Source organism: Streptomyces sp. NBC_00104, from assembly GCF_045160825.1.
GTDB lineage: Bacteria > Actinomycetota > Actinomycetes > Streptomycetales > Streptomycetaceae > Streptomyces.
Genome location: NZ_CP108215.1, coordinates 3,349,703 through 3,363,961, shown reverse-complemented (window position 1 = coordinate 3,363,961; position 14,259 = coordinate 3,349,703). Strand labels below are relative to the sequence as shown.

Below are 14,259 nucleotides of genomic sequence, written 5' to 3'. Positions count from 1 at the left end.
CGTGAGGAGCGCCGTACTGGGCACGGGCCTCGCTCGCACAGGTATGCGATGGGCTTGATCGTATGGCGCACACCGGTGCGTACGGGGCCGTGGGCGTTGCGTTTTGGTTCCGACGGGGTGACGGGAGTGACCCGAGACGCCCCACCGGCGACAGGGAGTACGGAATCGGCGCCCCTGTCGTTCACGCCGCCGCGTGGCGTCGCGTGGCCGCCGCGCACGGCCGGGCCGCCCACGACGCCCTGTACGGCGGCAAGGCGGGAGTAGCGCGACGCCCCCGACAGCGGCCCTCGCGGGGCCTGTTGGGGGCGTCGCCTCATGCGGTCGGTCAGGGGTGGGGCCGGGCTCAGCCCACCTGGTTGTACACCGCCCCCGCCGCGGGCCACCCCTGCGGCTCCTCCAGCGGCTCCGGCTGGGTGCGGCCGCGTACCTGGGCGGCGGTCAGGCCCTGGGCCGCGCCCATGGTGCGACGGCCCTGGGCGGCGGCCGCGAGACCGGGCATGCCGGTCTGGGCGACGGGCTGGAGGCCGGGGGCCGGCATGGCGGGGGCCGGCGCGGCGGGCATCGGAGCCGGTGCGGGGACCGGCATCGGCATCGGGGCCGGAGCGGGTGCCGGAGACGCGAACTGCATGGACGCGGCGGCGGGCACGGGCGCCGGGGCCGGGGGCGCGAACTGCATGGACGCGGCGGCGGGCACGGGGGCCGGCGCGGGGGACGCGAACTGCATGGAGGAGGCGGGCGCCGGGGCCGGCATGCTCATGGCCTGCGCGGCGAGGTTGTGCATCCCGGTGCCGTTGGTCTCGCTCATCAGCCGGTCCACGGCCGCCGTACCCGAGCTGTAGCTGGTCCCGGTGCTCAGCTCGGGTACGGCGGCTCCCCTCCTGGACCCGTAGAGAACCGACTCCAGGCCTGACACCAGGCGACGCACGTCGACCTGGGGCCGGACCACGAGTCGCAGGAAGCGACTGGACGAGCCGACCTTGTTGCCGCACTCGCGGACCAGGATCCGGTGCTCGGTGAGGAGCCGGTCGCGGACCACGGTGCCCTCGGCGCCCACGGGCAGACGCACGAAGAGGAAGTTCCCCTGCGACGGGTAGACCGTCAGCCCGGGGAGGGCGGAGAGCTGCCGGGCCATGTCGAGCCGGTCGCGGCGGACCTGGTGCAGGCTCTCCATGTACTCGGCGCCGTGGTTCTTCAGCATGAAGACCACGTGCTCGGCGAAGGAGTTGAGGTTCCACTTCGGCAGCATCGAGCGGACCTTGCCCGCGAGCGCCGGGTTGGCGACCAGGTAGCCGAAGCGGATGCCGTGCAGGCCGAAGTTCTTGCCGAGGCTGCGCAGTACGACCACGTTGGGCCGCATCACCGCGTCCTGGACCGTGCTCGGCTCGGACTCGGCGTCGGCGAACTCCAGGAACGACTCGTCGATGACGATCAGGTCCAGGTCGGCCATCGCGTCCATGAACTGCACCAGCGCGTGCCGGTGGATGAAGCCGCCGTCGGGGTTGTTCGGGTTGCAGATGACGGCGACCCGGGTGCCGCGGGCGCGGATGAACTCGGCGTACTGCGCGAGGTCCAGGGCGAAGCCGCTGGACTCCTGGAGCGGGTACATGTCGACCCGCTTGCCGGTCTCCATCGGCTGGTCGGTCCAGCGGCCGAAGGTGGGGACGGGCACGGCGAGGGACTCACGGACCATCAAGTGGTCGAGCCAGGTGATGAGTTCGGTCGAGCCGTTGCCCATCGCCACGCACTGCGGCGGCAGTTGGAGCAGGTTGCACAGCTCCGCGGTGATGGTGTCGGCGCCGCTCGGGTAGTACGTGATGATGTCGCGCAGCCTGGCCGCCATGTCGTCGAACATGGCGGGGGTGGGGAAGTAGGGGTTGCACGGGATACAGAAGTCCACCGGACCCGCACCCTCGCCGCCCTCACGTGTCAGCGCCGCCATCGAGGGGCTGTGCGCCGCAGTGCTGCGGAACAACGAGGTCACGTTGTCGGCCATGGAACCTCCGTAGGGGGCGGGCCCGCTGGGGACGGCCGGGCCCGACGACTAAGGGCGGCCCGTGCGGGGGAGCACGGGCCGCCCTTACATACGGAGGCTGGGATGGCGCTGTTCAACCACTGAGTATTTGGTGGGAAATTGTGAGTGAGCTGTGAAGACTCGATGTCACTCCAGCGTCACTCGAACGCGTGGACCGTCGCCGAGCGGTACGTCTCGCCAGGTCGCAGCACCGTCGACGGGTACGTCGGCTGGTTCGGCGAGTCCGGGAAGTGCTGGGTCTCCAGGCACAGCGCGTCCCCCTGCCGGTAGATCTTCCCGGAGGACCCCACGAGCGTGCCGTCGAGGAAGTTCCCGGAGTAGAACTGCAGCCCCGGCTCGGTCGTCGAGATCCTCAGCGTGCGGCCGGACGACGGGTCGGTGAGCGTGGCGGCCCACTCGGGCTCCGTCGTACCGCCCTTGTCCAGCACCCAGTTGTGGTCGAACCCCTTGGCGTACAGCAGCTGTTGATCGTTCTCGCGGATGTCCGCGCCGATCGCCTTGGCCCGGCGGAAGTCGAAGGGCGTGCCCGCGACCTCGGCCGGCTCACCGGTGGGGATCAGGCCCGCGTCGACGGGGGTGAACCGGGAGGCGGCGAGGGTCAGCCGGTGCTCGTGGACCGAGCCGCCGCCCTCGCCCGCGAGGTTCCAGTAGACGTGGTTGGTGAGGTTGACGACGGTCGCCCTGTCGGTGGTCGCCTCGTAGTCGATCCGCCACTCGCCCCGCTCGGTGAGGGTGTAGGCGACCTTCACGGCGAGTGTGCCGGGGTAGCCCATCTCGCCGTCGGCGCTGGTGCGGCTCAGGTACAGGCCCACGTCCGGGCCGTCCGTGAACGGCTCGACGTCCCACACGGCCCTGTCGAAGCCGTCCGCCCCGCCGTGCAGGCTGTTCGCGCCGTCGTTGACGGAGAGTTCGTACGTCTCGCCGTCCAGGGTGAAGCGGCCCGCCCCGATGCGGTTGCCGTACCGGCCGATCAGCGCGCCGAAGTAGGGGGACCCGGTGACGTAGTCCTCGACGGTGTCGAAGCCCAGGGAGACGTTGGCGTACCGGCCGTCCCGGTCCGGGGTCTCGAGGGACTGCACGATCCCGCCGTACGACAGGACCTTCAGACGGGTGCCGCCGTTCTCCAGCGACCAGCGGTGGATCTCGGTGCCGTCGGCGAGCTTGCCGAAGAGCTCCTTCACGGGTGACGTCCCGCCTTTCTCCCACAAAAAGGGGAAGGGCCCCGCCATCCGGCGGGGCCCTTCCCGGTGCATCAGGAACCGGACTTGCGCTTGTTCCACACGTCGAACCCGACGGCCGCCAGCAGGGCCAGGCCCTTGATGACCTGCTGCCAGTCGGAGCCGACGTTGAGGAGGTTCATGCCATTGTTGAGGACACCGAGGACGACACCGCCGATGATCGCGCCGAGGACGGTGCCGACACCGCCGCTCATGGACGCGCCGCCGATGAACGCCGAGGCGATGGCCTCCAGTTCGTAGTTGAGACCCGCCTTCGGGCCGGCCGCGTTGAGCCGGGCGGCGATCGCCAGACCCGCCAGGGCCGCGAGGGCGCCCATGTTCAGGAAGACGTAGAAGGTGACCTTCTTGTCCTTGACGCCGGACAGCTTCGCCGCCGGGAGGTTGCCGCCGATCGCGTAGATGTGGCGGCCGAAGACCGTGTTGCGCATGACGTAGCCGTAACCGACCACCAGCAGACCGAGGATGATCAGGATGATCGGCGCGCCCTTGTAGCTGGCGAGCAGCATGGTGACGACGAGCAGCGCGGAGACGATGGCGACGAGCTTGAGCAGGAAGATGTTCATCGGTGCCACGTCGAGCGAGAACTCCCGCTGACGCCTGCGGTCCCGAACCTCCTGGAGCACCACGAAGGTGATCAGGACGAGGCCGAGGAGCAGGGTGAGGTTGTGGTAGTTCGTCTCCGGCCCGGTCTCCGGCAGGAAGCCGTTGCCGATCTTCTGCAGGCCCGTCGGGAAGGGGCCGAGGGTCTGGCCCTGCAGCAGGATCTCCGTGACACCGCGGAAGGTCAGCATTCCGGAGAGGGTGACGATGAACGACGGTATCCCGAGATACGCGATGAAGTAGCCCTGGATCGCGCCGGCCAGGGCGCCCACCATCAGGCAGAGGACCACGGCGACGGGCCAGGAGATGTCGTGCTGCACGGTCAGTACGGCCGCGAAGGCGCCGACGAACGCGGTCAGTGAGCCGACCGAGAGATCGATGTGGCCGGCGATGATGACCAGCATCATGCCGATCGCGAGGATCAGGATGTAGCTGTTCTGCAGCACCAGGTTGGAGATGTTGCGCGGCAGCAGCAGGTCGCCGTCGGTCAACACGGCGAAGAACGCCACGATCAGGCCGAGCGCGATCAGCATGCCGTACTGCCGCATGTTGCGGCGCATGCCGTCCAGCAACAGTTGGAGGAGACCTCCGCCCGCCGCGCTCCCGCTCTTGCCGGGCGGCGCGGGGGCCGGGCTCTTGGCGGTCACATCCGTGCTCATCGGGTTACCTCTTTGTCCTTCGTCATCTGACGCATCAGCGACTCCTGCGTGGCCTCGGCACGCGGGAACTCGCCTGTCAGCCGTCCTGCGGCCATCGTGTAGATGCGGTCGCACATCCCGAGCAGTTCCGGCAGCTCGGAGGAGATGAAGACGACCGCCTTGCCCTCTGCGGCCAGCTTGTCGATGACCGTGTAGATCTCGTACTTGGCGCCGACGTCGATACCGCGGGTCGGCTCGTCCAGGATCAGCACATCGGGACCCGCGAAGATCCACTTGCTGAGGACGACCTTCTGCTGGTTGCCGCCGGACAGCTTGCCCACCGGCTCGAAGACGGTCGGCGCCTTGATGTTCATGGACTTGCGGTAGCGCTCGGCCACCTGGCGCTCCGCGTGCTCGTCGACCACACCGCGCTTGGAGACCTTCTGCAGGGCGCTCAGCGAGATGTTCCGGTTGATCGTGTCGATGAGGTTGAGGCCGTAGTGCTTGCGGTCCTCGGTGACGTACGCGATCCCGTGCTTGACCGCCTCAGGGACGCTCTTCGTACGGATCTCGGTGCCGTCCTTGAGGACCGTGCCCTCCGCGTACCGGCCGTACGACCGCCCGAAGACGCTCATCGCGAGTTCGGTGCGGCCGGCGCCCATCAGGCCCGCGATGCCGACGATCTCCCCGCGCCGCACGTTGATCGACACGTTGTCGACGACCTTGCGCTGCTGGTCGATCGGGTGGTGCACGGTCCAGTTGCGGATCTCCAGGGCGGGGGGCACACCGACCTCCGCCTCGTGCGGGGTGCGCTCGGGGAAGCGGTGGTCGAGGTCGCGGCCGACCATGCCGGAGATGATGCGGTCCTCGGTCGTCTCCGCCGACTTCACGTCGAGCGTCTCGATGGACTTCCCGTCGCGGATGATCGTCACCGAGTCCGCGACCTTGCGGATCTCGTTGAGCTTGTGGGAGATGATGATCGAGGTGATGCCCTGCTTCTTCAACTCCAGGATGAGATCGAGGAGTTTGTCGCTGTCCTCGTCGTTCAGGGCCGCGGTCGGCTCATCCAGGATGAGCAGCTTCACCTTCTTCGACAGCGCCTTCGCGATCTCCACGAGCTGCTGCTTGCCCACGCCGATGTCGGCGACGCGGGTCTCGGGGTGATCGCTCAGACCGACCCGGCGCAGCAGCTCGGAGGCGTGCCGCAGGGTCTCGTTCCAGTTGATCAGCCCACGGGTGGCGTGCTCGTTGCCGAGGAAGATGTTCTCCGCGAGGGAGAGGTACGGCACCAGCGCCAGCTCCTGGTGGATGATCACGATGCCGTGGTGCTCGCTGGCCCGTATGTCCTTGAAGGAGCAGAGCTCACCTTCGAAGAGGATGTCGCCCTCGTAGGTGCCGTGCGGATGGACGCCGGAGAGCACCTTCATCAAGGTGGACTTGCCGGCGCCGTTCTCACCGCAGATGGCATGGACCTCGCCCTGGCGGACGGTCAGGGTGACGTCCGACAGCGCTTTCACACCGGGAAAGGTCTTGACGATCGAGCGCATTTCCAGGACGGGTCCCGCCATGGTCTTGCCTTCCAATCCTTGAGATCCGACGCTTACTTGAGCTGGTCCGCCGTGTAGTAACCGCCGTCGACCAGGATCTCCGAGTAGTTGGTCTTGTCGACGCTCACCGGCTCCAGGAGGTACGCCGGGACGACCTTGGACCCGTTGTCGTAGGTCTTCGTGTCGTTCGTCTCGACCTTCTTGTCGTTCAGGACCGCGTCGACCATGTTCGAGGCGACCTTGGCCAGCTCACGCAGGTCCTTGTAGACCGTCTGCGTCTGCTCGCCCGCGATGATCGACTTCACCGAGGCCAGCTCGGCGTCCTGGCCGGTGAGGACCGGCAGCGGCTTGCTCTTGGAGCCGTAGCTGTCCGACTTCAGCGCCGACAGGATGCCGATGGAGATGCCGTCGTAGGGGGAGAGGACCGCGTCGACCTTCTCGCTCTTGTACGACTTGGTGAGGATGTCGTCCATGCGGCGCTGGGCGGTGGCGCCGTCCCAGCGCAGGGTGGTGACCTGCGTGATCTTGGTCTGGCCGGACTGGACGACGAGCTGCTTCTTGTCGATGTACGGCTGGAGCACGCTCATCGCGCCGTTGAAGAAGTACTTGGTGTTGTTGTCGTCGTTGGAGCCGGCGAACAGCTCGATGTTGAAGGGGCCCTTCTTGCCCGCCGTCAGGCCCAGCTTCTCGACGATGTAGTTGGCCTGCAGCTCGCCGACCTTGCTGTTGTCGAAGGAGGCGTAGTAGTCGACGTTCGGGCTGTTGAGGATCAGGCGGTCGTAGGAGATGACCGGGATGTTCGCGTCCTTGGCCTGCTGCAGCACGTTGTCGAGCGACTTGTTGTCGATCGCGGCGACGATCAGGGCCTTGACGCCCTGGGCGATGAGGTTCTCGATCTGCGAGACCTGCTGCTCGGGCTTGTCCTCGCCGTAGACGAGCTGGGTCTTGTAGCCCTTGGCCTCCAGGTCCTTGACGACGTTGTTGCCGTCGGAGATCCAGCGCTCGGAGGACTTGGTCGGCATCGCGATGCCGATGGTGGCGCCCTTGGTGTCGCCCGAGGACTTCTCCTCACTGCCGCCCTCGGAGCTCTGACCGCAGGCCGAGAGGGTCAGGGCCAGGGAGGCGGCGGTGGCTATGGAGGCGAGGGCGGCACGGCGAGTACGCATGATCATCTTCCTTGATGTCTTGTGGCAGGGACCCGGTCGGTCTCAGGCGGGGACCCGGTCGGGCGAAGAGTTGTGTCGGAGTCTGTGCGACTGCGTCGGGTTCTGTGAAGAGGGGGTTTCCGGAACGTTATGCAGGGGTACCGAATCGACGCAGTTCTCCCGGCAGCCGCGAGCCGAGCGGCGCCATGTCGCCGTCCGCTCCATGGCGCGCGAGGAGGTCCAGGGCCAGCCGGCCGCGCCGTACGCGTTCCTTGGCCGTGGACAGGGTGAGGTCCCGCATGTGGTGCCCGTAGGGGTAGATCCCGGGGGCCTTCGACAGGCCGAACTTCAGGTAGATCGGCGCGCCACGCCGGATCAGCTCGGCGACCTCGTACATCCGCACATAGCCGCCGAGGTCGTCGGGGGCCTCGATGTACATGTCCATGGGGGCGGCGGACACCCGCCGGATCTCCGTGAGGTGGTCGAGCGTCAGGTCGCTCGGCACGTTGATCGAGTCGCCGCCGAGGTTCTCGTACACGGCGTACGCGGTGGGGTTGACCGGCCCGATCAGCGCCGACACCTTGAAGGTCGTGTCGGCCGGGATGATCCCCTCCACCCGCGCCCGGTGCAGCGTCCACAGCACACCCTCGTCGGCGACGAGCAGGCACTTCACACCCAGCTCGGTCGCGCGCACGGCGTCCTCGACACATCCGGCGACCGCGTCGTGGCCGCGGGCCCGCAGGCCGGCGCCCTTGGAGTCGGTACGGACGGAGGCGCCGATGTCCCAGGTGCCGCGCGGGCCGGTGAACAGGCAGAGCTCGATGTCGCGCTCGGCCGTCGCCTCCACCATCTCGGTGATCTCGGCGTCGCTGAGCATCCACACGCCACTGCCCTGGCTGATCCGGTGGATCGGCACATCGAGCCGCGAGGCCTCCTTGAGGACCACGCCGAGCGCCTCGGGCCCCTCCACGGAGGGCACCTCGGTGCGCCAGCTGCCGCCGCCGGGGAAGGAGTGCGGGGAGGCGTCGGAAGGGTCGAGGGCGGGCGCGCCCAGGCCGAGCGCGGTGAGCGCCTGCTCGCCGGGGCGGCGCGGGGCCGGAGCGGTGGTGTCGGTCACTGTCTGGTCCTTCACATTCGATATTTCGGACGAGGTTCGCGGCTCTGGGTGCAACAGGATCTTGGGTGTACGCCGGTACGAAGTCGTCAGGTACCCCGTACCGGCGTACGGCTCAGGGGTGTGTCATGGCCGCAGCAGGACTTTTCCGACCGTCGGGTCGCCTGACCCCACCAGCTCGATGGCCTGCGGAAACTCCTCCAGCGGCAGCTCGTGCGTGACGAGCGGCAGCGGGTCCAGCAGCCCGGCTCCGAAGACCCGCACCGTGTGCGCCCACGCGTCCGGCGCCGCGCCGAACACGGTGTGCACCTCCAGCTGCCGTACGACGAGATCCGTCGGGTCGAGCCCGTCCGCGCCCGGCGCCGGGATGCCCGTCAGGACCAGCCGCCCGCCGCGCCGCAGCAGGGCGGCGGCCGTGCGCGCCGCGTCCGCGGACCCGGCGGTCTCGATGACGACGTCGAAGTCGCCCGGCAGCTCCTGGTCCTTGGTCCGGAAGTCCGTGGCACCGAACCGCTTCGACAGCTCCGCCCGGTCCGAGCGGGTGCCCACGACGAGCAGCTCGGCGGGCGAGCCCGCCTTCAGGAACTGAACGGCGAACATGCCGAGCGTCCCCGTGCCCACCACGGCGACCCGCTCGCCCGGGACGGCGTTCGCCTTGAGCGCGGCGGCCGCGATGCACGCGGCCGGCTCCAGCAGCGCCGCCGCCGTCAGATCCGCGTCGTCCGGCAGAACGTGCAGCAGACGGGCGGGCAGGGTGAGGGTGGTGGCCATCGCGCCGGGCTGGGTGAACCCGGTCTCCTCGTACCCCGCGGAGCACAGCGTGGTCTCGCCCGCGTGGCAGCGGTCGCACACCTGGCAGTTCCGGAAGCCCTCGCCGACGACCTTGCGGCCTACAAGGCTTGAAGGAACCCCGTCCCCCACCGCCGTCACCGTCCCGGACCACTCGTGGCCCGGTGTGAGGGGGTAACGGACGTACCCCTCCGGCCGGTTGCCCTGGAAGACCTCGCGGTCGCTGCCGCAGATCCCCGAGGCGTGCACCCGGACCAGGGCCTCGCCGGCCTCCGGCTGCCGGGGCTCGTGCGGGACGAGCCGGTGCTCGCCCGGCGCCTCGATGACGACGGCGGTGGCCGCGTCGGGGCTGGCCGTCACTGGCTGCCCTTGGGCTTGCGCTGCTCCCAGCCCTCGGCCCACAGGTCGAAGCGGGCCTGCTGCTGCGGGAACTCCGCCGCCGCGTCCACGTCCAGCTCGACACCGAGGCCGGGCTTGTCGGAGAGGTGGAAGTAGCCGTCCACGACCTCCGGGGCCCCCGAGACGACCTTCTTGATCTCCGCGTCCGCGAAGTCGTTGAAGTGCTCCAGGATCTTGAAGTTCGGGGAGGTGAAGCCGACCTGCAGGGAGGCCGCGGTCAGGACCGGCCCGCCCACGTTGTGCGGCGCGACCAGCGTGTAGTGGGTCTCGGCGGTCGCGGCCAGCTTGCGGGTCTCCCAGATGCCGCCGATGTGGCCGACGTCGGGCTGGATGATGTCCACGGCCTGGCTCTCGAACAGCTCCCGGAACTCGATCCGGTCGTGGATCCGCTCACCCGTGGCGACCGGGATGTCCACCTTGGCGGCGACCTTCTCCAGCGCCTTCAGGTTCTCCGGCGGGCACGGCTCCTCCAGCCACGCGGGCTTGAAGGGCGCCAGGTCCTTGGCGAGACGGACGGCGGTCGAGGGCGAGAACCGGCCGTGCATCTCCAGCATCAGCTCGGAGTCCGGCCCGATGGCGTCGCGCACGGCCTCGATCAGGGAGACCGCGTACATGCTCTGCTCGTGGTCCAGCTCGAAGTGGCCGGTCCCGAAGGGGTCGATCTTGAGCGCCTTGTACCCGCGCTCCATGACCCCCTGCGCCGCCTTGTGGTACGCCTCGGGGGTGCGCTCGGTGGTGTACCAGCCGTTGGCGTACGCCTTGACCTTGTCGGTGACCTTGCCGCCGAGCAGCTGCCAGACCGGCACGCCGAGGGCCTTGCCCTTGATGTCCCAGCAGGCCATCTCGATGACGGCGATGCCGGACATCACGATCTCGCCGGCGCGCCCGTAGTCGCCGTACTTCATCCGCTTGACCAGATCCTCGACAGCGAACGGGTCGGAGCCGAGAATGTGATTGGTCTGTGCCTCGTGCAGATAGCCGAGCAGCGCGTCGGTGTGGCCCAGCATGCGGGTCTCGCCGACGCCGGTGAGTCCCTCGTCGGTGTGCACCAGGACGTAGGTCAGGTTTCGCCACGGCGTCCCGACCACGTGCGTGCTGATTCCCGTGATGCGCACGGTACTCCCTGTCCTCTGTGGTCTGTTCGAAATTTCGTCGCTCGTTCGAAATGCTGGTCGCGACAGTAAGGACGACTCGGTCGGAGTGTCAATGGGTCGAACACACAACTGTTTCGTGTCGATGGCGGCCGATGGCGGCCGATGGCCGGGATGGCGGGCAAATGATCCGGACCGTCCCCGCCCGGTGTACCGGTCCATGAGGTTCCTACACAACTTTCACGGGCCCACCCGGGAACGTCACCGCTACGGAACATAATCTTCCGGCGTCATGGATTACTGCCACCCGTGCCAACGGCACCTCAATGGCGCCCTCTCCTGCTCGGGGTGCGGCGCGTCGGCCGAAGACTGCCGGACCCACCCGGACGCGTCGGCCGCCCCGGACGACACGGTCGTGGACGAACGCGACGACGCGTACGAGGACGACACCCCCGAGAGCGGCCCCCGCCGCGCCCGGTCCCGGTCCCGGTCACAGAGCCGCGGCCGTGGTGCGCGGGCCGGCCGGCGCGACCGCAAGGCCGCGGCGCACCGTCGCCGCCGCCGGCGATTGCTGATGATCGGAGCCGGTCTGCTGCTCGCCGCGGGCGGGCTGAGCCTCGCCGAACTCGGCATGGAGGCACCGCCGTCGGAGCCGCGCACGGCGTCCGTGGACGATTCCTCCGACGCGTCCCCCACGGCTTCGGCGGACGACGCCGAGGGTGCCGGCGAGCGCTCGGACGACTCCGCCGACGCCGAGCGGGACGGGAAGAACCCGGACAAGTCGGCGTCCCCGTCGGCCTCGGAGTCCGAGAAGTCCGAGGCCGACAAGGGCACCGAGGACGACGACAAGCCCGTGGACCGCTCGGCCTCCAACGTGACAGCGAGCCCGGCCCCTTCGGCGCAGGACCCGACCTCCGACCCCGAGGACACCGACCCCCCGACCACCGAACCGACCGAGGACGATCCCACTCCGGAGCCCAGTCCCTCGGCGACGTGCAAGCAGTTCCTGTGGTGGTGCTCGTAGCGAGAACCGCAGGTCAAAGCCCCCGGACCGGGGTCCCCGGCCGGGGGCTCCGCCGTGTCCGGGCCCACCGTCCCCGGGTCGCGCCGACGGTCGCGTTATTCAACCGTGACGCCTTCCCTGACGCAGCCCTCTTGACCGCCATGAATTGTTAGCGCTCACAATGACCTCCGCATTCACCAGTCGACGCCGCAGGGCATCCGAGGAGGTACGAGCGTCGTGCAAGCAGCGCCCCAACTCGCCTTACCAGCGGCCGACCTGGGGCTTTCCGGAATCCCGGCGTGAAGCCGACGGCGCGGAACCATCCGCCCGCCGTCCAGGGCCCGTCCACGGCACGGGAACCATCGCCACCACAGGACTTACCCGCAGCACAGAACCTGTCCACCGTCGACCACCGAGGAGGTGCGGCCGTGCCCCACTCGCAGCTCCGGCCGCCCACCATGGCCGACGTGGCACGCCAGGCCGGCGTCTCCCACCAGACCGTCTCCCGCGTCCTGGGGGATCACCCCAACGTGCGGGTCGAGACCAGGGCCCGGGTGCAGCGCGCGATCGAGGAGATGGGCTACCGTCGCAACTCCTCCGCACGGGCCCTGGTGACCCGGCGCACCCAGACGCTGGGCGTGGTCGCCTCCAACACCACGCTCTACGGGCCGGCCAGCACGCTGTTCGCGCTGGAGGAGGCGGCACGGGCCGAGGGGTACCTCGTCTCGACGGTCAGTCTGCGCGAACTGACCGTGGAGACGCTCTCCGAGGCCGTCGACCGCCTCAGTGACGGCGGTGTGGAGGGGGTGATCGCCCTCGCCCCGCAGCGATCGGCGGTCGCGGCCCTCGCCGAACTCCGGCACCCCTTCCCGGTGGTGGCCGTGGGTACCGGCTCCGGTTCGGAGATCCCCAGCGTCAACGTGGACCAGGAACTGGGCGCGCGGCTGGCCACCGGTCATCTGCTCGCCGCGGGGCACCGCAAGGTCTGGCACCTCGCCGGCCCCGAGGACTGGCAGGAGGCGGCGGACCGGACCGTCGGCTGGCGGGCCACCCTCGAGGAGGCGGGCGTCGAGCCGCCGCAGCCGCTGCACGGGGACTGGAGCCCGCTGTCGGGCTACCGGGCCGGCCAGGAACTGGCCGGCTGGGTGGGCCGGGGCCTCACCGCCGTCTTCGTCGCCAACGACCAGATGGCGCTGGGGGTGTTGCGCGCGCTGCGGGAGGCGGGCGTACGCACGCCCCAGGACGTCGCGGTGGTCGGCTTCGACGACATCCCGGAGTCGGAGTTCTTCGCGCCTCCTCTCACCACCGTCCGGCAGGACTTCTCCACGGTGGGCCAGCGGAGCATCGCCCTGCTGCTCGACCTGATCGAGGGCCGGACCCCTGCCGGGCTGTCCCGGATCGCCATCGAACCCCAACTCGTCGTCCGCGCCAGCACCTTCCCGTACCTGCCTCCACCGGGCTGACGCGGCACCGAACGACCCAACGCTTTCCATCCATCAGTGTGGCCGACATTTCGAACAATGATCGACAGGTTGGACGCAGTGCGGCCGGTCCACCACGAGTACCAACGGTCCGTCCTCGGACCGGCTCTTCAAAGGAGAAGAACATGCTCAGCAGACGGAACTTCCTCACCACGGCGGTCGGCGTGGCGGCCGCGGCCGGTCTGACGGCCTGCGCCAAGGAGGACGACAGCTCCACCGGTACCTCCGGCTCCGGCGGCAGCAAGAAGATCACCCTCGGCTTCTCCCAGGTCGGCTCCGAGAGCGGCTGGCGCAGCGCCAACACCGACTCGGTGAAGTCGGCGGCCAAGGAGGCGGGCTACGAGCTCAAGTTCTCCGACGCCCAGCAGAAGCAGGAGAACCAGATCTCCGCGATCCGCAACTACATCACCCAGGGCGTGGACGTCATCGCCTTCTCGCCGGTGGTCGTCACCGGCTGGGACGCGGTGCTGAAGGAGGCCAAGGCCAAGAAGATCCCGGTCGTCCTGACCGACCGCTCCGTCGAGACCTCCGACGAGTCCCTGTTCGTCACCCTGGTCGGCTCCGACTTCACGGACGAGGGCCGCCGCGCCGCCAAGATCCTGGAGAAGGTCCTGGAGAAGGCCGGCCACAAGGGCAAGGTGAAGATCGCCCAGCTGGAGGGCACCACCGGTGCCGCCCCCGCGATCGAGCGCGCCAAGGGCTTCAAGGAGGTCATGGACGCCGAGCACAAGGACGACTGGGAGATCGTCGTCAGCCAGACCGGTGAGTTCACCCGCGCCGGCGGCAAGCAGGTCATGGCGGCCTTCCTGCAGTCCAACCCGGACATCGACGTGCTGTTCGCGCACAACGACGACATGGGCATCGGTGCCATCCAGGCCATCGAGGCGGCCGGCAAGAAGCCCGGCAAGGACATCCTGATCGTCACGGTCGACGGCGTGAAGGACGGCTTCATCGCGATGTCCGAGGGCAAGATCAACGCCATCGTCGAGTGCAACCCGCTGCTCGGCCCCCAGCTGATGGAGGTCGTGCAGAAGGTCAAGGACGGCGAGACGGTCGATCGCTGGATCAAGACCAAGGAGAGCGACTTCATGCAGGACCAGGCCAAGGACGCCCTCCCCACCCGCAAGTACTGACCCACCGCACCCACCGGTCAGGGAGCCTCCGGCCGACCGAGACCTCGGT

The 14,259-nt window shown here is 69.0% G+C and carries 11 protein-coding genes; 3 read left to right on the top strand and 8 right to left on the bottom strand.

Translation table 11 applies throughout. The annotated features are described in order from the left end of the window. Window positions 1-343 precede the first annotated feature (343 nt). The 8 genes from OG272_RS14590 to OG272_RS14555 all read right to left on the bottom strand — a co-directional run bounded on the left by OG272_RS14590 (window position 344) and on the right by OG272_RS14555 (window position 10,617). Window positions 344-1,993 (bottom strand): histidinol-phosphate transaminase, encoded by a 1,650-nt coding sequence (locus OG272_RS14590; RefSeq protein ID WP_326583080.1) that lies wholly within the window; start codon window positions 1,991-1,993, stop codon window positions 344-346. A gap of 176 nt (window positions 1,994-2,169) precedes the next feature. Beyond that, window positions 2,170-3,261 (bottom strand): aldose epimerase family protein, encoded by a 1,092-nt coding sequence (locus OG272_RS14585; RefSeq protein ID WP_327729916.1) that lies wholly within the window; start codon window positions 3,259-3,261, stop codon window positions 2,170-2,172. A gap of 23 nt (window positions 3,262-3,284) precedes the next feature. Further along, window positions 3,285-4,529 (bottom strand): multiple monosaccharide ABC transporter permease, encoded by a 1,245-nt coding sequence (mmsB, locus tag OG272_RS14580; protein WP_326583082.1) that lies wholly within the window; start codon window positions 4,527-4,529, stop codon window positions 3,285-3,287. Beyond that, on the bottom strand, window positions 4,526-6,076 hold the full coding sequence (mmsA, locus tag OG272_RS14575; protein WP_326583083.1) for a multiple monosaccharide ABC transporter ATP-binding protein: 1,551 nt from the start codon (window positions 6,074-6,076) through the stop codon (window positions 4,526-4,528). Before mmsA ends, mmsB begins: the two co-directional genes overlap by 4 nt. A 32-nt stretch (window positions 6,077-6,108) precedes the next feature. Then, a complete protein-coding gene (chvE, locus tag OG272_RS14570; protein ID WP_405893554.1) occupies window positions 6,109-7,221 on the bottom strand; it encodes a multiple monosaccharide ABC transporter substrate-binding protein in 1,113 nt (370 codons plus the stop codon). 127 nt (window positions 7,222-7,348) lie between these two features. Further along, window positions 7,349-8,317, bottom strand: a complete 969-nt coding sequence (locus OG272_RS14565; protein WP_327729917.1) for a hypothetical protein — start codon at window positions 8,315-8,317, stop codon at window positions 7,349-7,351. A gap of 123 nt (window positions 8,318-8,440) precedes the next feature. Beyond that, the gene (locus OG272_RS14560) at window positions 8,441-9,463 is read right to left on the bottom strand and encodes an alcohol dehydrogenase catalytic domain-containing protein (protein ID WP_327729918.1); all 1,023 of its coding nucleotides are present in this window, start codon (window positions 9,461-9,463) and stop codon (window positions 8,441-8,443) included. Further along, window positions 9,460-10,617, bottom strand: coding sequence for a mandelate racemase/muconate lactonizing enzyme family protein (locus OG272_RS14555; RefSeq protein WP_326583087.1), 1,158 nt, complete (start codon window positions 10,615-10,617; stop codon window positions 9,460-9,462). Before OG272_RS14555 ends, OG272_RS14560 begins: the two co-directional genes overlap by 4 nt. A gap of 391 nt (window positions 10,618-11,008) precedes the next feature. Here OG272_RS14555 and OG272_RS14550 point away from each other — a divergent pair, with 391 nt between their 5' ends. The 3 genes from OG272_RS14550 to OG272_RS14540 all read left to right on the top strand — a co-directional run bounded on the left by OG272_RS14550 (window position 11,009) and on the right by OG272_RS14540 (window position 14,210). Continuing rightward, complete coding sequence (locus tag OG272_RS14550) at window positions 11,009-11,617, top strand: hypothetical protein (protein WP_328222936.1); 609 nt, start codon at window positions 11,009-11,011, stop codon at window positions 11,615-11,617. A gap of 407 nt (window positions 11,618-12,024) precedes the next feature. After that, the gene (locus OG272_RS14545) at window positions 12,025-13,059 is read left to right on the top strand and encodes a LacI family DNA-binding transcriptional regulator (RefSeq protein ID WP_326583089.1); all 1,035 of its coding nucleotides are present in this window, start codon (window positions 12,025-12,027) and stop codon (window positions 13,057-13,059) included. Window positions 13,060-13,202: 143 nt separating this feature from the next. Beyond that, complete coding sequence (locus OG272_RS14540; protein WP_326583090.1) at window positions 13,203-14,210, top strand: ABC transporter substrate-binding protein; 1,008 nt, start codon at window positions 13,203-13,205, stop codon at window positions 14,208-14,210. The last annotated feature ends 49 nt before the right edge of the window (window positions 14,211-14,259 follow it).

Bases quoted from the DNA above. Each gene is read 5' to 3' on its own strand.
- mmsB (WP_326583082.1), bottom strand. From the start codon at position 4,529: ATGAGCACGGATGTGACCGCCAAGAGCCCGGCCCCCGCGCCGCCCGGC.
- mmsA (WP_326583083.1), bottom strand. From the start codon at position 6,076: ATGGCGGGACCCGTCCTGGAAATGCGCTCGATCGTCAAGACCTTTCCC.
- OG272_RS14540 (WP_326583090.1), top strand. From the start codon at position 13,203: ATGCTCAGCAGACGGAACTTCCTCACCACGGCGGTCGGCGTGGCGGCC.
- OG272_RS14590 (WP_326583080.1), bottom strand. From the start codon at position 1,993: ATGGCCGACAACGTGACCTCGTTGTTCCGCAGCACTGCGGCGCACAGC.
- chvE (WP_405893554.1), bottom strand. From the start codon at position 7,221: ATGCGTACTCGCCGTGCCGCCCTCGCCTCCATAGCCACCGCCGCCTCC.
- OG272_RS14585 (WP_327729916.1), bottom strand. From the start codon at position 3,261: ATGGCGGGGCCCTTCCCCTTTTTGTGGGAGAAAGGCGGGACGTCACCC.